The sequence below is a fragment of the Galbibacter sp. L-19 genome (assembly GCF_056857615.1).
Map to the genome: position 1 here is coordinate 159390 of NZ_JBSXNL010000067.1, position 19825 is coordinate 179214.

General features: G+C 32.4%; 23 protein-coding genes. 16 read left to right on the plus strand and 7 right to left on the minus strand.

From position 1 onward, the window contains the following. The first annotated feature begins 1 nt into the window (after nt 1). Together AC13CQ_RS14010 and AC13CQ_RS14015 are read left to right on the plus strand one after the other, a co-directional pair. Nucleotides 2–802, plus strand: coding sequence for an SDR family oxidoreductase (locus tag AC13CQ_RS14010; RefSeq protein WP_008614395.1), 801 nt, complete (start codon nt 2–4; stop codon nt 800–802). Between the two features lie 32 nt (nt 803–834). Then, entirely contained in the window at nt 835–1650 is an 816-nt protein-coding gene (locus AC13CQ_RS14015; RefSeq protein WP_337900513.1) for a prohibitin family protein, read from the plus strand. Between the two features lie 36 nt (nt 1651–1686). Here AC13CQ_RS14015 and AC13CQ_RS14020 read toward each other — a convergent pair whose 3' ends face one another. Then, a complete protein-coding gene (locus AC13CQ_RS14020) occupies nt 1687–2244 on the minus strand; it encodes a hypothetical protein (protein ID WP_008614406.1) in 558 nt (185 codons plus the stop codon). A 194-nt stretch (nt 2245–2438) separates the two neighbouring features. Continuing rightward, nucleotides 2439–3200 carry a nucleoporin Nup88 family protein gene (locus AC13CQ_RS14025; protein ID WP_008614407.1) on the minus strand — a complete coding sequence of 254 codons (762 nt, stop codon included), beginning with the start codon at nt 3198–3200 and terminating at the stop codon, nt 2439–2441. Nucleotides 3201–3625: 425 nt separating this feature from the next. On the opposite strand from AC13CQ_RS14025, the gene hisG reads away from it, so the two are divergent. From hisG to corA, 10 genes are all read left to right on the plus strand, one after another. Beyond that, a complete protein-coding gene (hisG, locus tag AC13CQ_RS14030; RefSeq protein WP_008614408.1) occupies nt 3626–4489 on the plus strand; it encodes an ATP phosphoribosyltransferase in 864 nt (287 codons plus the stop codon). A 259-nt stretch (nt 4490–4748) separates the two neighbouring features. After that, nucleotides 4749–6032 carry a histidinol dehydrogenase gene (gene hisD / locus AC13CQ_RS14035; protein ID WP_482882955.1) on the plus strand — a complete coding sequence of 428 codons (1284 nt, stop codon included), beginning with the start codon at nt 4749–4751 and terminating at the stop codon, nt 6030–6032. Nucleotides 6033–6077: 45 nt separating this feature from the next. Next, nucleotides 6078–7118: a histidinol-phosphate transaminase gene (gene hisC, locus AC13CQ_RS14040; RefSeq protein WP_474507361.1), complete on the plus strand. Its 1041-nt coding sequence runs from the start codon at nt 6078–6080 to the stop codon at nt 7116–7118. Beyond that, complete coding sequence (hisB, locus tag AC13CQ_RS14045) at nt 7118–8254, plus strand: bifunctional histidinol-phosphatase/imidazoleglycerol-phosphate dehydratase HisB (RefSeq protein ID WP_456867295.1); 1137 nt, start codon at nt 7118–7120, stop codon at nt 8252–8254. Before hisC ends, hisB begins: the two co-directional genes overlap by 1 nt. 104 nt (nt 8255–8358) lie before the next feature. Beyond that, complete coding sequence (hisH, locus tag AC13CQ_RS14050; protein WP_008614412.1) at nt 8359–8940, plus strand: imidazole glycerol phosphate synthase subunit HisH; 582 nt, start codon at nt 8359–8361, stop codon at nt 8938–8940. 73 nt (nt 8941–9013) lie between these two features. Further along, a complete protein-coding gene (hisA, locus tag AC13CQ_RS14055; protein WP_456867293.1) occupies nt 9014–9739 on the plus strand; it encodes a 1-(5-phosphoribosyl)-5-[(5-phosphoribosylamino)methylideneamino]imidazole-4-carboxamide isomerase in 726 nt (241 codons plus the stop codon). A 115-nt stretch (nt 9740–9854) separates the two neighbouring features. Further along, a complete protein-coding gene (locus AC13CQ_RS14060) occupies nt 9855–10064 on the plus strand; it encodes an alkylphosphonate utilization protein (protein ID WP_008614414.1) in 210 nt (69 codons plus the stop codon). Further along, entirely contained in the window at nt 10065–10820 is a 756-nt protein-coding gene (gene hisF, locus AC13CQ_RS14065) for an imidazole glycerol phosphate synthase subunit HisF (protein ID WP_008614415.1), read from the plus strand. 50 nt (nt 10821–10870) lie between these two features. Beyond that, entirely contained in the window at nt 10871–11467 is a 597-nt protein-coding gene (hisIE, locus tag AC13CQ_RS14070; protein ID WP_474507362.1) for a bifunctional phosphoribosyl-AMP cyclohydrolase/phosphoribosyl-ATP diphosphatase HisIE, read from the plus strand. Nucleotides 11468–11502: 35 nt separating this feature from the next. Next, nucleotides 11503–12594 (plus strand): magnesium/cobalt transporter CorA, encoded by a 1092-nt coding sequence (corA, locus tag AC13CQ_RS14075; RefSeq protein WP_008614417.1) that lies wholly within the window; start codon nt 11503–11505, stop codon nt 12592–12594. Nucleotides 12595–12601: 7 nt separating this feature from the next. Here the strand turns inward: corA and AC13CQ_RS14080 are convergent, their stop codons facing one another. After that, nucleotides 12602–13438: a sulfite exporter TauE/SafE family protein gene (locus tag AC13CQ_RS14080; RefSeq protein WP_008614421.1), complete on the minus strand. Its 837-nt coding sequence runs from the start codon at nt 13436–13438 to the stop codon at nt 12602–12604. 378 nt (nt 13439–13816) lie between these two features. Here AC13CQ_RS14080 and AC13CQ_RS14085 point away from each other — a divergent pair, with 378 nt between their 5' ends. The 3 genes from AC13CQ_RS14085 (at nt 13817) to AC13CQ_RS14095 (ending at nt 15848) form a co-directional block, all read left to right on the plus strand. After that, entirely contained in the window at nt 13817–14254 is a 438-nt protein-coding gene (locus AC13CQ_RS14085) for a hypothetical protein (RefSeq protein ID WP_474507363.1), read from the plus strand. A 141-nt stretch (nt 14255–14395) separates the two neighbouring features. Continuing rightward, nucleotides 14396–15421: a TQO small subunit DoxD gene (locus tag AC13CQ_RS14090; RefSeq protein ID WP_474507364.1), complete on the plus strand. Its 1026-nt coding sequence runs from the start codon at nt 14396–14398 to the stop codon at nt 15419–15421. A 1-nt stretch (nt 15422) separates the two neighbouring features. Next, nucleotides 15423–15848, plus strand: coding sequence for a DsrE family protein (locus AC13CQ_RS14095; protein WP_474507697.1), 426 nt, complete (start codon nt 15423–15425; stop codon nt 15846–15848). Nucleotides 15849–15910: 62 nt separating this feature from the next. Here the strand turns inward: AC13CQ_RS14095 and AC13CQ_RS14100 are convergent, their stop codons facing one another. The 3 genes from AC13CQ_RS14100 to epsC are packed head-to-tail and all read right to left on the minus strand — an operon-like array spanning nt 15911 to nt 18412. Beyond that, nucleotides 15911–16732, minus strand: a complete 822-nt coding sequence (locus AC13CQ_RS14100) for a sulfurtransferase (protein WP_474507696.1) — start codon at nt 16730–16732, stop codon at nt 15911–15913. Nucleotides 16733–16743: 11 nt separating this feature from the next. Further along, on the minus strand, nt 16744–17631 hold the full coding sequence (gene cysM / locus AC13CQ_RS14105) for a cysteine synthase CysM (RefSeq protein WP_008614426.1): 888 nt from the start codon (nt 17629–17631) through the stop codon (nt 16744–16746). Next, entirely contained in the window at nt 17624–18412 is a 789-nt protein-coding gene (gene epsC, locus AC13CQ_RS14110; protein WP_008614427.1) for a serine O-acetyltransferase EpsC, read from the minus strand. Before epsC ends, cysM begins: the two co-directional genes overlap by 8 nt. A 272-nt stretch (nt 18413–18684) precedes the next feature. Here epsC and AC13CQ_RS14115 point away from each other — a divergent pair, with 272 nt between their 5' ends. Then, nucleotides 18685–19365, plus strand: a complete 681-nt coding sequence (locus AC13CQ_RS14115; protein WP_335587922.1) for a DUF2461 domain-containing protein — start codon at nt 18685–18687, stop codon at nt 19363–19365. Here the strand turns inward: AC13CQ_RS14115 and AC13CQ_RS14120 are convergent. After that, nucleotides 19362–19808 carry a transcription elongation factor gene (locus AC13CQ_RS14120; protein ID WP_008614430.1) on the minus strand — a complete coding sequence of 149 codons (447 nt, stop codon included), beginning with the start codon at nt 19806–19808 and terminating at the stop codon, nt 19362–19364. The genes AC13CQ_RS14115 and AC13CQ_RS14120 overlap by 4 nt on opposite strands. Nucleotides 19809–19825: the final 17 nt, after the last annotated feature.

Below are 19825 nucleotides of genomic sequence, written 5' to 3' on the forward strand. Positions count from 1 at the left end.
AATGGGCTTATTAGAAAATCAAGTTGCTTTAGTTACAGGAGGAAGCTCTGGAATAGGGAAGTCTATTGCTTATTATTTGGCTAAAGAAGGAGCTAATGTAGCTGTTAATTATTATTCTGATAAGGAAGGCGCAGAAGACGTTGTTAAAAGTATAGAAGCTCTAGGTAAAAAAGCGTTTGCAGTTCAAGCAGATGTTGGAGATGAAGCAGATGTAGCTCGGATGTTTGATGCTGTTTTTAATGAATACGGAAATTTAGATATATTAATAAGTAATGCAGGGATTCAAAAAGATGCGCCTTTCCATGAAATGACGTTAAAAGATTGGAATGCTGTAATCCGTACAAATCTTACAGGGGCTTTTTTGTGTGCTAAAGAAGCAGTAAACTACTTTTTAAAACGAGGGGTGGTGGAAGGAATTAGCAAATCTGCTGGAAAAATAATTTTTATGAGTTCTGTGCATCAAGAAATTCCTTGGGCAGGACATATTAATTATTCTGCTTCTAAAGGAGGGTTAACAGAATTGATGCGCTCCCTATCTCAAGAAACTGCAAATAAACTTATTAGAGTGAATAGTATTGCGCCTGGAGCTATTAAAACTCCAATAAATGAAGATGTTTGGAAAGATGATGAAAAACATAAGCATTTATTAAAATTAATTCCTTATAATAGGCTAGGAGAGCCAGAAGATATAGCGGAAGCAGCTATTTGGTTAGCTTCTGATAAATCGGAATATGTAAACGGAACCACTTTATTTGTAGATGGAGGAATGACACTCTATCCTGGGTTTGTAGATAACGGCTAATAATTAATTTTTAAAATGATAAAAACTAACAAATGAACAAATTACCTAAAATTGGAATACCTATTGTTATAATTGCTATTGCAGTTATTATTATACTTTTTAAATCTGCTGTAGATATTGACTCTGGAGAGGCTGGAGTTTTATTTAGACCCTTTGATGGAGGGGTGGTTACAGATGAACCGCCTTTAAGAGAGGGGTTTAATATTATAGCGCCTTGGAATAGAGTCACTATTTATGAAGTGCGTCAGCAAGAAGTTTCAGAAAAAATGCAAGTACTTTCTTCAAATGGATTGGAGATTAAATTGGATGCCTCTATTTGGTTTCAACCTCAATATGATAAATTAGGTTCTTTACATCAAGAAAAAGGAGTTGATTATGTTTCTCGAGTTTTACAACCTGCAATAAGGTCTGCAGCAAGAAGTGTGGTTGGGAGATATACTCCAGAACAATTATACTCCAGTAAAAGAGATGCTATCCAAGAAGAAATTTTTGTTGAAACAAAAGAAATACTAAAAAATCAATATGTGCAATTAAATGAAGTATTAGTACGAGATGTTACATTGCCAGCAACAATAAAAGATGCAATTGAGCGTAAATTACGCCAAGAGCAAGAATCTTTGGAATACGAATTTAGAATTGAAAAGGCAGAAAAAGAAGCTAAAAAACAAATAATTGAAGCACAAGGTAAGGCAGATGCAAACCAGATATTGAGTGCGTCTTTAACAGATAAAATTCTTCAAGACAAAGGAATTGAAGCAACAAATAGACTTTCAGAATCTCCAAACTCAAAAGTTATTATAATAGGTGGAGGAGACAAAGGATTGCCTATTATTCTAGGGAATCAATAATGCAGAAATATAAAAACTGAGTTTCTATTTAGAGGCTCAGTTTTTTTTATCCCGATTTTCTTTTAACAACTGTGCTTTTCCTTTCCAATCGTCTCTTTTAATTCGCCCCGGGAAAAATTCAATAAGCTCAGTAACAATTTCAATGTCCTTATCACTAAGTTTACTTAATTGGTCGTATTTATAAATACCAATCCCATTTAATTTTTTTTCAATAAAAGGGCCAATTCCTTCAATTTTTTTAAGATCGTCTTTTGCCTCCTCAGAAGCAATTCCAATAGTGTTAAAATCGAGTTTAAGCGAAGTCGTTGTTTTTTTAACTTTCGCAACTTTTAGATCGCCTTCTAACGCCATCCCGCTTCTTCCACGTGTTTGAATGGCTTTAATTTTATTGTCTTCTTTAAAATTAATGGATTCACTTTTTAAGTTATTAACCAAGGTGCTCTTATCGAGAAGACATTTTTCGAGTTCATTTTTGTATGTATTGTTCTTTAGAGAGCGTCCTATAAATAAACCGACAAAGAAAGCAAAGGTAATGGCAATAGGAATGAAATATGGAATTTCGGTAATGTTTGAGGGGTTAATTTGTGCTATCATTACAAAGAGAATAGAATCATATAAAATTATTGAGTAGGTATGTATTTAGTTGCCACTAATTTATAAAAATAGGGATAAAGTATTTAATTTTTTCCTGAAATAATATAGGATTACTTTAATCGCGCCAAAAAAAATGCCTCTCATTAGAATTATGAGAGGCATTTAAATATTTTAATCAGAAGTAGAAAACGCTATTAGTTAGGGTTTTTCAATTCTTCTCGAACATCAAGATAGAAAGCATTAAAATCTGGGTGTAAAAACACATAAGTTACATTTCCACCGCCTGCTTTTGTAGTAACTTCAAGTCTAGTAGGAGTAACTTCAAACTCTTCTTGTAATAGTTTAGCTACAGAAGAAGCTCTCAAAGCGTTAATTCCCCAATCTCCACCAGCACTTTGGATGGAAACGTTTAGTGCAGGGTATTTGTTAACTGTAGCAGAGATTCTATTTAAAAAGTCTTTTGAAGAAGCTTCTACAGCAGAATTACCTTCTTTAGCTCCAAATAGAAAAGTATTCTCCATTTTTACAATAATGGCTCCTTTTTCAACACCAATTTGAGCGCTTTCTCCTAAAGTTTTTTTTAGGTCGGTAAGTACTAATAAAGCAATAGAATCGTTCGCACTAAAAGAATCTCTGATGCCTTTAATTTGTTTTTCTTTTTTTCTTAAAGCTTCTAAAGTTCTACTAATACTGTTAGATTGTTGAGTGGATGTAGATAAGAAGTTATTCATGTTATCTAAAAGTCCTTGGTTGGTTTCTTCAAGTTGAGTTACTTGAAACTCAAGACTCTTAATCTTATTTTGTGCAACAGTTAAATCGGCTTCGGTTTGTCTTAAAACTTTTAGCTTTTCATTTAACGTAGCAACTTCTTCTTTTAAATCTTTCTTACTTTGAGCAGAAAGGGGGCTGGTAATAGTTAGTATTAATAAAACCAAAATAGTAGTAAAAGTTCTCATTATATAAGTATCATTATTATTTTAAAATGCAGCACAAGATATTATTTTTTAGTAATATGACATAAAGAAGCGTGGAAACCTTTATAATTTTATTTTTTTGATAGAGGAATTATCAATTTTGAATACAGAAATAAGAAAAATATAACTTTTTACGTTAAAATAGATAGATTTTATAATTTTCTGATAAAAAACAAAATATAATTTGCATATATTTTTTAGAATGATTTAAATTTGTAGGATATAAAAGAGACAATGACATTATATACATCACATCATCATCATTTTCATACTTGCGCTCAAGCGAGGTGAGATTGTTATGTGTGATTTTAACATAATAAAAACCCGTTTGAGTAATCAAACGGGTTTTTTTATTGAAAAATTTTAAAAAGAATCATACCAAAATTTAAAGTATATTATTAGAACTAATGGAAGAAAGAAAAATAAAAATTGCAATTCAGAAATCAGGAAGATTGAACGAAGATTCTCTAAAGATTCTAAAAGATTGTGGTATTTCTATAGAAAATGGAATAGACCAATTAAAGGCATCGGCAAGAAACTTTCCTCTGGAAGTAATGTATTTACGAAATGGAGATATTCCTCAGTATTTAAGAGATGGAGTAGTAGATTTAGCAATTGTTGGAGAGAATTTATTAATAGAGAAGGGGAAAGATTTACAGATAGTAGAGAAATTAGGTTTTTCTAAGTGTAAAGTGTCCTTGGCAGTTCCTAAAAACACTGACTTTAAATCGGTTAAAGATTTAGAAGGAAAGCGTATAGCAACTTCATATCCAAATACGGTAAACGAATTCTTACAACGAGAAAGAATAAATGCCGAGCTTCATATTATCAATGGTTCTGTAGAGATTGCTCCAAACATTGGATTAGCAGATGCTATTGTAGATATTGTTTCGAGTGGGAGCACTTTGTTTAAAAACAATTTAAAAGAAGTAATATCTATATTAAACAGTGAAGCAGTTTTGGTTGCGCCTCCGCAAATTGAAGATGAAATTAGACCCATTGTTGAAAGATTAAAATTCAGAATACAATCGGTTTTAAAGGCTAGGGATTCTAAGTATGTGCTTTTAAATGCGCCAAATGAGAAGATTGATAAAATTATAGAACTGCTGCCTGGAATGCGTAGTCCTACAGTTTTACCTTTAGCGGAAGAGGGATGGAGTTCAATCCATACCGTAATAAATAAAGACCGTTTTTGGGAGATTATAGATGAGCTAAAAGTTGTTGGTGCTGAAGGAATTTTAGTATGTCCAATTGAAAAAATGGTAATGTAGTTGTTGGAAAACCAACAACCAAAATATTAGTTGGCGATTTCTATCTGACCAATTAAAAAAATAAACATTAATGTTCGAGTAAAAATGCAAGATTGCTTTGGTGTAAGAAAAAAGAGTAAATCATAACTATTAAAAAATATACTTTTTAATAACAAGGAGTTATTTTGAAAATCTATTTTAAACCTTGATATAACTGGAGTTTAATAAAATCAGGTTACTTTTTATTGGGCAATAATGAAAAATAAAAAAATAGCAACAGATGAATAAAATATACAATCCGAAACAAGAAGATTGGGCGGAGATATTAAAGCGTCCAACGCAAACAATAGACGATATTGAAGCTACAGTAAGTGAAGTTTTTAAGGAGGTAAGGCAAAAAGGCGATGAAGCGATTAAGAAATACACGAGTCTTTTTGATGGAGTAGCATTAGATACAAATATAGTTTCCGAAGTAGAATTTAAAGAAGCTAGCAAATCTATATCAGAAGACTTAAAGGCAGCTATTGCCCTAGCAAAAGAGAATATTACTAATTTTCATGCAGCACAAAAAACAGACAAGGTAAAGATTGAGACAACCAATGGAGTTTTGTGTTGGCAAGAAAAAAGACCTATTGAAAAAGTAGGTTTGTATATTCCAGGAGGAACAGCTCCCTTGTTTTCTACAATTCTAATGTTGGCTGTGCCTGCGCAAATTGCAGGCTGTAAAGAAGTAGTTTTATGTACTCCACCCAACAAAGAAGGAAAGGTAAATCCTGCAATATTATATACCGCCAAACTATGTGGGGTTAATAAGGTAATCAAGGTTGGAGGGATTCAGGCTATTGCGGGGATGACTTTTGGGACCGAGACTATGTCTAAAGTTTATAAAATTTTTGGTCCAGGGAATCAGTTTGTAACGGTAGCAAAACAATTGGCAACACGGTATAATGTGGCAATCGATATGCCTGCTGGACCGTCGGAATTATTGGTTGTTGCAGATGAAACAGCGAATGCAAGATATGTAGCCTCCGATTTACTTTCGCAAGCCGAACACGGTACTGATAGTCAGGTTATTTTAGTTTCTACCTCAAAAGATTTAATAGATGCGGTTTCCGAAGAAATAGAAACGCAAATAAAAGAATTGCCAAGAGTTGAAATTGCAAACAAAGCTATAGAGAATTCTCGTTTTATTTTAGTTGAAAATGATAAAGAAGCGCTAAAACTTATTAATGAGTATGGTCCGGAACATTTTATAGTTGTAACAAGTAACGAAGATTTTTATGTAAATGGTGTTACCAATGCGGGTTCGGTTTTTATAGGAGATTACACGCCTGAGAGTGCTGGAGATTATGCTTCAGGAACCAATCATACGTTGCCAACTAATGGATATGCAAAACAGTATAGCGGCGTTAATTTGGATAGTTTTATGAAGAGTATGACTTTTCAGAAAATAACTAAAGAGGGAATAAAAAACATAGGATCAGCTATTGAATTAATGGCGGAGGTAGAAGGTTTACAAGCACATAAAAATGCTGTAACATTACGTCTTAAAGATTTGCAGTAGCAAAAGACAAGTCAAGAGAGGTAGGTTATAAACAAATAATTATAAATGACATTCAATATAAATAACTTAGTTCGAGAGAACGTTAAGAAACTAAAACCTTATTCGTCCGCGAGGGATGAATTTAAGGACTTTGATAAGGATATGGTGTTTTTAGATGCGAATGAAAACCCGTATAATAATGGGGTGAATCGGTATCCAGACCCACAGCAACGCTCTCTAAAGGGAGAATTGGCTTTACAGAGACAAATAAAAGCTTCTCAAATACTTTTAGGTAACGGAAGTGATGAAGTGCTCGATCTTATCTATAGAGCCTTTTGCGAGCCCAAAATTGATAATGTCATTACACTTCCTCCAACTTATGGGATGTATAAAGTACTGGCTGAAACTAACGATGTGGAGAATAGAGAAGTTCTACTCACAGAAGATTACGAGCCAGATGTAACAGAGATTTTGAGAGTGGCAGATGCTAATTCTAAGTTGTTATTTATTTGTTCACCTAATAATCCTACAGGGAATGCTTTTAAAGCAGATAAAATTGAAATTTTGTTGAAAAGCTTTCCTGGAATTGTTGTTATAGATGAGGCGTATATAGATTTTTCTGAGTCGCAAACTTGGGTGTCAAAACTTTCAGAGTATCCTAATTTAATAGTTGCGCAAACTTTGTCTAAAGCTTATGGAATGGCTGGAATTAGATTGGGGATTTGTTATGCTTCAGAAGAAATTATTTCAGTAATAAATAAAATTAAACCTCCTTATAATGTAAATGAGTTAACTCAAAAAAAAGCTTTAGATAGAGTTTTAGACAAAGAGTCTGTTAAAAATGAAATAAGCTCTATTTTAATTGAAAGAAGTGCTTTATATGAAGTTTTACTTGAAGTTAATTTTGTGCAAAAAATATATCCGTCGGATGCTAATTTTGTGTTGGTAAAAGTTGATAATGCTAATTTACGTTATCAACAATTGCTAGATAAAGGTATTGTAATTCGTAATCGTTCTACGCAGCCTTTATGTGAAAACACTCTCCGATTTACAATAGGAACTCCTTCAGAAAACAAAAAATTAATAAAAGTTTTAAAAGAATTATAATGGCTAAAAAAGTACTTTTTATAGATCGTGATGGAACGCTTATAAAAGAACCTGCTGATGAGCAAATAGATGCCTTTGATAAATTGGATTTCTATCCCGAAGCATTTACATACATGAAAAAAATAGCAAACGAGTTTGATTATGAGCTGGTAATGATAACAAATCAAGACGGACTAGGGACTGAAGTGTATCCTGAAAACACGTTTTGGCCAGTGCATAACTTTATAATGCGTGCTTTTGAAAATGAAGGAGTGGCTTTTGATGAAGTCTTTATTGATAAAACCTTTGCAAAAGATAATGCTCCTACAAGAAAACCCAATACAGGACTCCTTACTAAGTATTTCTCAGAGGCATATAATTTAAAGGATTCTTATGTAATAGGCGACCGTCTTACCGATGTGGAACTTGCTAAAAACCTAGGGTCTAAAGCTATTTTTATTAATGATGAAAGCTATTTGGGAGCTGATGAAATTTCGGTTAAAAGAACTGATTTAGATTCTTTTATAGCGTTGGAAACAGCAAGTTGGAAAGCTATTTATGAGTTTTTAAAACTAGATAATCGTACTGCTCAGATTGAAAGAAAAACTAACGAGACAGACATTTTTATCAATTTGAATCTTGATGGAACAGGAAAGAGCGATATTAATACAGGCTTGTCTTTCTTTGACCATATGTTGGATCAAATAGCACGTCATGGGCAAATGGATCTTGTAGTTAAAGTTAATGGGGACTTAGAGGTAGATGAGCATCATACTATTGAAGATACTGCTATTGCATTAGGTGAAGTTTTTAGTAAAGCTTTAGGAAATAAGTTGGGAATTGAACGTTACGGATTTTGTCTTCCAATGGACGATTGTTTAGCGCAAGTTGCTATTGATTTTGGAGGGAGAAATTGGTTGGTTTGGGAAGCCGATTTTAAAAGAGAGATGATAGGGCAGATGCCAACAGAAATGTTTTATCACTTTTTTAAATCGTTTACAGATGGAGCAAAAGCCAATTTAAATATCAAAGCAGAAGGCCAAAATGAGCATCATAAAATAGAGGCTATTTTTAAGGCTTTTGCTAAAGCAATTAAGGTGGCTGTTAAAAGAGACTCAGAAAAAATGATTTTACCATCTACTAAAGGAATGCTTTAGATTAAAAGTGTATGTAGCTGGTGATTAATTAATTAAATATCAACGTAGAAAATATACACATAGCTTATTTTTTACTTTTTTAATAGAATTTTTAAAATATAATAGTGGAAATAGCAATCATAGATTACGGAGCTGGAAACATTCAAAGTATAAAATTTGCTTTTCAGAGAATAGGAATTAATCCAGTATTAACTCATAACTCTGAAACAATATTGAAAGCAGATAAAGTTATTTTTCCAGGAGTTGGAGAAGCAAGCAGTGCTATGAAAAAATTAAAAGCAACTGGATTAGATGTTTTAATTCCGACTCTTAACCAACCCGTTTTAGGAATTTGTTTAGGGATGCAATTAATGTGTAAATTTTCTGAAGAAGGAAATACCAATGGACTAGGTATTTTTGATGCTGAAGTAAAGAAATTTAGCAACAAAGTAAAAGTTCCTCAAATTGGATGGAACCAAATATCAGCATTAAAAACAGATTTATTTGATGGGATATCTGAAAATGAATACATGTATTTAGTTCATAGTTTTTATGCACCCATTTGTTCGGAAACTATAGCCATTTCTAATTATGAACTGGATTATTCGTCAGCTTTGCAAAAAGAAAATTTTTATGGAACTCAATTTCATCCAGAAAAAAGTAGTAGTGCAGGACAGCGGGTGTTGGAGAATTTTTTGAAGTTGTAGATGAGATTAAAAGTACAAAGTATTTAGTACAAAGAATAAAGATAAGAGAGTATAGAACAAAGAATTTAGAGCAATGAGAATAATACCTGCAATAGATATAATAGATGGGAAATGTGTACGACTTTCTAAAGGCGATTACAATACCAAGAAAATATATAACGAGCATCCTTTGGAGGTTGCTAAAGAGTTTGAGGCTCACGGAATAGAGCACTTGCATTTGGTGGATCTTGATGGCGCTAAAAGCAAGCATATAGTAAATTATAAGGTTTTGGAAGCTATTGCTTCTAAAACAAGCTTAAAAGTAGATTTTGGAGGCGGATTAAAATCGGATGAGGATTTGAAAATAGCTTTTGAAAGTGGCGCTAATCAAATTACTGGGGGAAGTATTGCGGTTAAAGAGCCTGAAATTTTTGAAAATTGGATTAACACATATGGCAATGATAAAATTATTTTAGGAGCCGATGCCGACAAAGAGAAAGTAGCCATTTCTGGCTGGCAAGAAGAATCTGAGGAAAAATTAGTGCCTTTTATCGCTAAATACTTACAAAAAGGAATAGAATATGTAATTTGTACCGATATAAGTAAAGACGGGATGCTAGAAGGACCTTCGTTTGATTTATATAAGCGAATTATAGAAAATTCAGAAAAAATAAAACTGATTGCATCTGGAGGAATTTCAACCTTTGATGAGTTGCCAAAATTAGCGGAGATTGGTTGTGAAGGAACTATTATTGGAAAAGCTATTTACGAAGGAAGAATTAGTTTAAAACAATTAGAAAACTATATACTTAACAAGTAATTTTTAAACGCTGTCTTTTTCTCTGAAATCCTATCGGGAGGAATTGGAAAGTTAGTAGTAGTTCAGTATCGTTCAATATAACAGAACGTTTTATAAGTATCAAAATATAAATAGTATGGAAGTAAAAGACAGTAATGGAAATGTGTTAAACGACGGAGACTCGGTTCATTTAACAAAGGATTTAAAAGTTAAAGGGATGTCTAAAACCCTAAAACGAGGAAATGTTATTAAAAATATTAGGTTAACAGGCTCTCCAGATGAAGTAGAATGTAGAGTAGGAAAAAGTACTATTGTTCTAAAAACTCAATTTTTAAAGAAATCGTAAATGCTTACAAAACGGATAATCCCTTGTTTGGATATTAAGAACGGACGCACTGTAAAAGGTGTGAACTTTGTTGATTTAAGAGATGCTGGTGATCCTGTTGAACTGGCAAAATTATATGCAGAGAATGGAGCAGATGAGTTGGTGTTTCTAGATATTTCTGCTACAGAAGAGCGTAGAAAAACCTTAATAGATTTAGTGCTTCGTGTGGCAGAAAATGTAAATATTCCCTTTACTGTTGGAGGCGGAATTTCTTCGGTGGAAGATGTGGATGTATTATTGAAATCGGGTGCCGATAAGGTTTCTGTTAATTCTTCCGCAGTTAAAAATCCGCAGTTAATTAACGATTTGTCAGCTAAATTTGGAAGTCAGTGTGTAGTGGTTGCTATTGATGCTAAACAGATTAATGGTCAATGGAAAGTGCATTTGGTAGGAGGGAAAGTTCCTACCGATCTTAATCTGTTTGAATGGGCTAAAGAAGTGGAACAACGTGGAGCAGGAGAAATACTATTTACTTCTATGGATAATGATGGAACAAAAGATGGTTTTGCAAATGAAGCGTTGGCAAAACTTTCTACGGAATTAAATATTCCAATTATTGCTTCTGGAGGAGCAGGGAAAATAGCACATTTTACAGATACTTTTATTAAGGGAAAAGCAGATGCAGCACTGGCAGCTAGTGTTTTTCATTTTAAAGAAATAGAAATTAACGATTTAAAAGAAGTTTTAAGAACGAATAATATTCCAGTTCGATTATAAATTGAAACTCTTTTTGCGAATATCAAAAAATAAGAATTTAAGGATAGAAAATGGAAATTGATTTTAATAAAAATAACGATACATTGGTTCCTGCAGTAATTCAAGATGCCAATACAAAGCAAGTATTAATGCTTGGGTACATGAATGAGGAGGCTTATAAAAAAACTGTAGCGACACAAAAAGTTACCTTTTATAGTAGAACTAAACAGCGTTTGTGGACCAAAGGTGAAGAAAGTGGGAATTTTTTAATGCTAAAAGACATAAAGGTTGATTGTGATAACGATACTCTTTTAATTCAAGTAAATCCTGTTGGGCCTGTTTGCCATAAAGGGACCGATACCTGTTGGGCGGAAAAAAATGAAACCAGTTTTGGTTTTTTAAGCGAATTGGAAAAAATAATTTCTGATAGAAAAGAAAACCAAAATAATGAAAAGAGTTATGTAGCTTCTCTCTTTAGAAGTGGAATAAATAAGATTGCTCAAAAAGTAGGAGAGGAAGCTGTGGAGACAGTTATTGAAGCTAAAGATGATAATGAAGAATTGTTTTTAAATGAAAGTGCCGATTTACTTTTTCATTATTTAATTCTACTTCAAGCTAAGGGTTACACATTAAAAGACATTGCAAGAGTGCTTGAAGAGAGACATTAAGTTTTTCATATCTTTATAAAAAGCATTATTAGAATATGACTAAAAGAAAGCTAAATCTAAAAGATAAAATTCGACGTCCTTTTAAATCTATTCAAAAAGTTGGTAAAGCTCCTGGTACTGTTACCTATATGGGGCTTCGTAAAGATGGTACTTACAAAGTCTCTGTAACAGATTATGCGGACGATTTTTACCAAGCCGAAACACTTGCAAAAGTTGAAGACGCTTTTAAGTTTAGAGATACCGATACAGTTTCTTGGATAAATGTACAGGGTTTAAGCAACGAGGCAGAGATTGAGAAACTAGGAAAATACTACAATATTAATCCGCTTGTTTTAGAAGATTTAGTAAATACCAATCAGCGTCCAAAAGTAGATGAGTACGACGATTATGTGTTTTGTGTTTTAAAGATGCTTTATTTAGATGATAATTATAAGCTTATAACCGAACATGTAGCTTTGATTCTTACAGAGCATGCGGTATTGCTGTTTCAAGAAGTGGAGGATGATGTTTTTAAAGGCGTTAGAGAGCGTTTAGCTAATAAATTTGGTCGTATTCGAACTAGAGGAGCCGATTATCTTTTTTTTGCTTTAATTGATGCTATTATAGATCAATATTTTGTTATTCTAGAAGAATTAACAAATCAAACGGAGCTATTAGAAGAGCGTGTTTATAATAATCCGGAACAAGAAATAGCCTCTAATATTCAGGCTTTGCGTAAAGAAGTGCTAGCAATTAGAAGAAATGTATTTCCTGTAAGAGAGATCTCAAATAGGTTAGTAAAAACCGATCATCGTTTATTTCATCCAGAGACAAAACTTTTTTTAAGTGATGTAAACGACCATAGCATTCAAATACATGAAACCATTGAAATGCTTCGAGAAATGAGTATGAGTTTGATGGAAATGTATATGAGTAATGTGAGTAATAAAATGAATGAAGTAATGAAAGTACTTACAATTATGGCGAGTATTTTTATACCGTTAACCTTTATTGCAGGAATTTATGGGATGAATTTTGATTATATGCCCGAATTGCATAATAAATACTCGTATTTTATTGTATTGGGAATTATGTTTTTAATTCTAGTATTAATGCTGGTGTATTTTAAAAGGAAGAAGTGGTTGTGAATTAAAACTACTTTATAATAAAATTAGACATCATAACTAAAGCGGCTAGTACCAACCCCATTCCTATAAGCTTTTCTAGGGTTTTATTTTTCATTTTTAAATTTAATCGCTGACCTCCTAAAGCACCAGCTGCAAAACCGAGCATAATTGGCCATGCTTTATCAAATTGGATATGACCGAGTATAAAATGACTAAATGTTCCTGTAGTACTAGTAATAACAATCATAAATAGGGCAGTAGCGGTAGCAATTTTGGCAGGCATTTTAAATACTTTTAGCATAATAGGTGTTTTTAAAAATCCGCCTCCTATTCCAAAAAGCCCTGCTAGTGTACCTGCTAAAAGCCCAAAAAATAAAACCATCCAAACACTAAAACGGTAGGCAACGTGGTTTTTTGTGTTTTTAATAATGTATCGAGGTTTGTATTTATTTAAATGATAGAAAAAACCTCCGTTTCCTTTTTTGTCTTTTTTCCCTTTTTTTAAGAAGAAAGAGATTCCAAGAAAAAGAACTAAAATTGCAAATAATATTTCTAAATGTTCTGCTGAAATATAGGAGAGTAGTAAGGTTCCTAATACGACTCCAAAAATAGTTGGGATTTCCAAAAGGATTCCCATTTTAAAATCCACAAAACCTTCCTTTCGGTTTAAATAAGTAGAAATTAAGGAAGAGGGAATTAGAGAAATCATTACCGAACCCACTGCCGTTGTTAGTGGGAAATGAAAAACAGTAATTAAAATAGGAACCATAAATATTCCACCACCAAAACCAACTACAGATCCAAACATACTAATGGTAAAACTGATTAAAATAAGGATAATGGTTATAATGATTACTGTTTCCATAGTTGTAAATTGTTGTATTACTACAAATTTAGAACATTTCTTTTGTAAGAAAATCTATTAGCTTAATAGGGAGTGTTAGTAGCAAGTACAAAATCACTTCAAATGTCTTTTCAGAATAGTTATTTTGTAACTTAATTATTTTAAATAGTGTTTGGCTTTATGGTTTTTTTAGTAGGGTTTAGGAATCTAATTTATAAATTATTGTTGTGCTATAAAAGTTAACGGAATTTATTGAACCAAAGAATTACATGCTTTAAATGAGGATTTTAGTAATATGGTTTCTTTAAACAGCTTATTTTTTATGGTAGCTAAGATTTAGTCTTTTCTCATATAACGAAGCGGTCTTGTATTTTCACTCGGACATATATGTTTATAAATATGAATTTTTTAACAATCATTCTTATTTATAAACTTATTTTTGCGATAGTGATGTTAAAGGGCTATAAAATAAAATTTGAGGCACATTATTTTGTGCTTATACTGCTAAGTATTTTACTTTTAAGCTCTCCATGTTCTGCTAGAAACTCCATGCAGGATTTTGCAGGTTTGGAAAAAACTTCTACGCTTAATAAAAGCAAAACAGCACAAACCTTTAATAGATGCGTAGCAATAAGTAAGCATTATAAAGAAGGAAGATCTAAGGTTAAAAGAGTACAAATAGCACTTACTAAACTTTATTTCTTCAAATTTTCTATAATTACTTTTTCAGCAAGAAATCAAAATGGGAAATTTGATTCTTCAATACTGTATTGTTACAATCATTTAGGGGTTCCTATGTATATTTTGTATGAGAATATGCAAACTTACCTTATGTAAATACCAGCATTTTGAAGAGGATTTTATTCCTCAGGAAGACTTTCTAATTATTCTATTAAGTTAATTAGAGATGAATATTGGTCTTCCTATGCAATTGTTTTTATAAGGAAAGCAAAATATTCTAACACAAAATTTAAATTGATGAATAAAATTAATAAGCAGTCATTTTCTATGGCTGGACTTTTTACACTCTCGCTGCGCTTGGTGGTAGGGTGGACATATTTTTCTGCCTTTTGGAGGCGATTAATACTAAAGGATAAATTAGATCCAGAACTTCCGGGATATATAGGGGAGAAGTTTAATCATTTTCTTCCTAATGCCTTAGGTATAAAGCCGATTATTCAGTTTTTAGTTGAAACCCCAGATCATTTATGGTTCGCAATGATGAGCTTTACTATTATTGAAGGAATAGTAGGGCTGTTTATAATGTTTGGGTTATTTACGCGCGCTATGAGTGTAGGAGTTTTTGGCTTGGCAATGGGGATTTTACTTGGTTCTGGATGGATTGGTACAACATGCTTAGACGAGTGGCAAATTGGCGTTTTAGGAATTGCAACTGGCTTTACTCTGTTTTTGAGTGGTAGCGGATATTTTTCGTTCGACCAATATCTTATGAAAAAAGAATTCCGAATTACTAAATGGAGGTATTGGAATTGGATTGGATCGGGCAGGTTACCCATTAACCTTGCTGTTTATAAGCGGATTGGCTTAGTGGGAGCTTTTATTATACTTTTTATAACGCTTTATACTAATCAATACTTTCATGGAGGACTCTGGGGAACATTACATAATAAATCTGTGAAACCTAAAGTAGAGATTTATGAGGCATCTATTAAAGAATCTAGTTTAGTATTTGATGTTTATAGAGTGGAAGGTGTTGATGTTTACGGCTCATTTTTAATTAGTGTTTCTTTAAAAGATAGTAATGAGAATGACATTTACCGTATAAATGGCGAAGCATTAGCAGCTTTAAAAAAGGATCAAATTAAAAATTACTATATCGCTAAGGTAAAACCAGGAAAGCATAGCTTAATAATACCATTAGGGGCTAAGGCTACTATAAATTTGAATGATAATAAATTTAATCAACTCTCAAAAGGAAAGTATACATTAACTCTTACTGATGTTAGTGGGATTTTTTGGGAAAAAGAAATAATAATTAAATAAAATGATAAGAAAAGTAATAATTTTAAGATTGATAATAATACTAACTTTTATAGGAAGTATGGCAAATGCACAAGAAGTAGAGAAAGATGTATTGCATAACTATTTTGTTTTAACCAGAAAGATAGAGCAACTAAAACCAATAGCTTTAGCTGCTAAAAAACTTAAATTAGAAGATGGGAATAGTTATGGGGAATTTCATGTGGTTATCTGCGGAAAGGCAGTAGAGCAATTGGTGGATAAAAAACTTATAAATCCATATCTAGATTTACTATTAAAAAATGAAATTAAAGTTTTTGCCTGTGGATTCTCTTTACAGAAGTTTAATGTAAAAGAGGAAGAATTGCCTATTGGTATTAATGTGAAAGAAAATGGAATTTTATACGCGTTTCAAGTTCAGAAAAAAGGATTTTTGAGTGTAAGTTTATAATTATTAAAGAGGCTGTTACTAAACAGTCTCTTTTTTAAAGGTATTTAGCGGTAACACCAAAACTACTTTAAATGTCCTTCCAAAGTAGCCCATTCTGTCCATGAGCCATCATAAATAGATTTTTTGCAGTTTATGATACCTTCAGAAGCTAATAAAACTATGCATGCAGTAATTCCAGAACCACAGGAAAAAACTAATTCTGAAGGGTTTATTGCTGAAATATGTTTAAAAACAACCTCTAATTCAGCTTCAGACTTAAAGCATCCATTTTTTAATATTTCAGAATAAGGAATATTGATAGAATTTGGAATAGCCCCACTTTTTAATTCCTTCCGCGGATCGTCTTCAGTATTATTGAATCTTCCTTTAGACCTTGCATCAATAGTAATAATTTTTTCAGAAGAAATATGCTTTTTAATAAATAGATAACTCCTCAGCGCATCTGTTTTTAGAAAATCTGCTTTAAAATTACTTGTTGCTACATCGGTTTTATAGTTATTAATTACTTCAAATCCGTCAGCTATCCATTTAGTGAGTCCTCCATTAAGTACATATACATTGTCAAATCCTATAGTTTTAAGCATCCACCAAACTCTAGGACTCGTATAAATACCATCTATATCATAAACAATAATGTCACTATTTTTATGAATTCCGAGTTTTCTACATCCTTTTTCAAACTTTTCTATGGAAGGAAATGTATTCGGAAACCTTGCTTCTGGATTGCTAAAATCATTTTTTAAATCAAAATACTGAGCATTTTTGATACACTTTCCTTCTAACTCCATTGGAACTTTAGAAGGAAATGTAGCATCTAGAATAATAAGATTAGGATTATCTATTCTTTTAGCAAGCCAAGTTGTGGAAACAATATTTTTACTCACAAGCTAAGAGATTAATCAAATAAATCGGACGATAAATAACGATCCCCACGGTCGCAAATAATGGCAACAATAACCCCTTTTTCTATGGTTTCAGCAAGTTTTAATGCGGCAGCTACGGCACCTCCGCTACTCATTCCAGCAAAAATCCCTTCTTTTTTTGCAAGTTCTTTAGCCATATTTCTAGCCTCTTCCTCACTTACTTCAATAACTTGATCTACTTTTTTTGGATTAAATATTTTTGGAAGGTAAGCTTCTGGCCATTTTCTAATTCCTGGAATTTTAGCTTCGTCTGTAGGTTGTACACCTACAATTTGTATTTGATGATTTTGTTCTTTTAAATAAGAGGAAGTTCCCATAATAGTTCCTGTAGTCCCCATGGACGACACAAAATGGGTGATTTTCCCATCGGTATCACGCCAGATTTCAGGCCCTGTAGTTTTATAATGTGCTTTCCAATTATCGTCATTTCCAAACTGATTAAGCATTACGTAACCTTCATTCTTAACCTTATTTTCGGCATAATCTCTAGCGCCCTCAATACCAACTTCAGAAGAAGTTAGCGTTAATTTTGCCCCATAAGCACGCATTGTTTGGACACGTTCCTTAGTGGAGTTTTCTGGCATTACCAGTTCTAAATCTAAATGAAACAAACTAGCAATCATGGCAAGTGCAATTCCTGTATTGCCACTTGTAGCTTCAATTAGCTTTGTGTTTTCTGTGATATCGCCTCTTTCAAGAGCACTTTTTATCATATTATAAGCGGGGCGGTCTTTTACACTCCCACCAGGATTATTGCCTTCTAATTTTAAAAGTAGTTTTACGTTTGGGTTTTTTATTAATACTTTGGCTTCTACCAAAGGGGTATTTCCTATTTGATCTAATATTGAGGTACTATTCATTAGTAACAGTTTTTATTTTAATATCTGGAGTGTGAGAAACTATAGAATTGGCGGGAATTGATTTTGTTAACCATACATTTCCTCCAATAATGCTATTTTCTCCAATAACAGTATTTCCTCCTAGAATAGTTGCATTTGCATATATAGTAACGTTTTTTTCTATTGTAGGATGTCTTTTTGTGTTTTGTAGGTTTTTAGCAACATACAATGCTCCTAAAGTAACACCTTGGTAAATTCTTACATGGTCTTTAATCACAGCAGTTTCTCCAATTACAATCCCAGTAGCATGGTCTATAAAAAAAGACTTTCCTATCTCCGCACCAGGGTTAATATCTACCCCTGTAAGTCTATGTGCATATTCTGTCATGAGTCTTGGTACTAAAGGAAAACCAACAGCATAAAGTTCATGCGCTAATCTATATATTGCAATAGCATAAAAACCTGGGTAGCATAAATAAACTTCTTCTTTAGAAAGTGCTGCAGGGTCATCTTCTACAAATGCTTTAGCATCTAGATTTAGTAATTCTAATATATAAGGAAGCTTTTTAATGTAATTATCCCACAATTTTGCGCAAGGCTTTTCAACATCCCAACATGCTAAATCTACCAATTCTTCAAAGGTATCTTCTAGCTTCTTCATGTTTTCTTCCACTGGAGTTTCTGCGTCAAAAAGCGTATAAAATAAGATATCTGTAAATCTTTCGGCTGTTTCTTTTAATCTAAATTTTAAATTTGGTTGTTGTTTATGCTCTTTTATACTTTCAATAATAGATGTTCCCATATTTCGCAATTTACATTTTATATGCGTTACTCGATAATCGAGATTTTAATGCCTCGACGCTTATATCGAAATATTTATATCTTCCCTTTCAAGCCATATTTAGGCTTGCTCGAGGGAGTTTGTTTTATAATTTCAGGTATTCACTTTAAATACTCTCTAATTACTCGGTAGAGTAACTTCTCTAATTGATATTTCAAAATTAAGAATTATTACTACTTAAACACATTCTATTTGTATAACTTTATCGAAGTTTCACAAAACAGTTAAGTCGTATGTCCAATACTCACATTTCAAAATCTACCTATAATTTTTTAAATGAATTGAAAAAAAATAATAACCGAGAATGGTTTAATGAGCATAAAAAGGAGTTTAAAGCTGAAGAAAAGAAGGTGAAAGGATTTTATCAAGAATTAATGATAAAAATGAGAATGCATGATGAGATTGATGATTTAAAGATGTTTAGAATATATAGAGATGTTCGGTTTTCGGCTAATAAACAACCTTATAAAGAGCATTTATCGGGGTCTTTTAGTAGAGTGAAGCCACGCTTAAGAGGCGGGTATTATTTACATATAGAACCTGGGAATACTTTTTTAGCATGTGGATTTTGGGCTCCCGAAAAAGAAGACTTACAAAGAATTAGAAAAGAGCTTGAGTTGGACGATCAAGAGATTCGAGAAATATTAAATGAGGACAGTTTTAAAAAGCAATTTGGAAGCATAGAAGGAGAGGAGCTTAAAACTGCTCCTAGAGGTTTTGATAAAGAGCATCCAGCAATAGATTTAATACGCAAAAAGCAGTATATCGTTATTAAAAAATTTACAGATAACGATGCATTGGATGTTAACTTTATTGATAAAATAGATGAAGCTTTTAAAACAGTTCGCCCATTTTTTGATTATATGAGCGATGTTTTAACAACCGACTTAAATGGGGTTTCGTTATTAGATTAATAAATCTTTATAATCTTAAATGTGTTATTGTTAAAGCTTATAGATTCTCCTACTTTTTTATCTATTAAAAGTTGACCTACAGGAGCTTCTTTAGAGATAGCAAAATAAGTGGTATTATCTAAGGTAATTTTTCCTAAAGGAATAGAAAGAAAGAAATTTCCATTGCTGCATTCCACTAAACTCCCTTGTTTGACAACTTCATTAGATTGAAAAATATCAACTTGTTTAAGTTTTGATTTCAGCTTATTTGCTTCGTCTAAATATTCTAATATTTTAGTGAAATTACTGCCATATCCACTGCCGCTGCTTCCTTCATCTTCATCGCCTTTTGTTTTGTCTTCATTCTCTACAGACTCTTTAATTATATTTATTTCTGTTCTATAGCGTTCTATTCTTTCATTTAAAATGTCTAAGCATTTACGGTATAATTGTTCTTTAATCATTAGTTATATTCATTAAT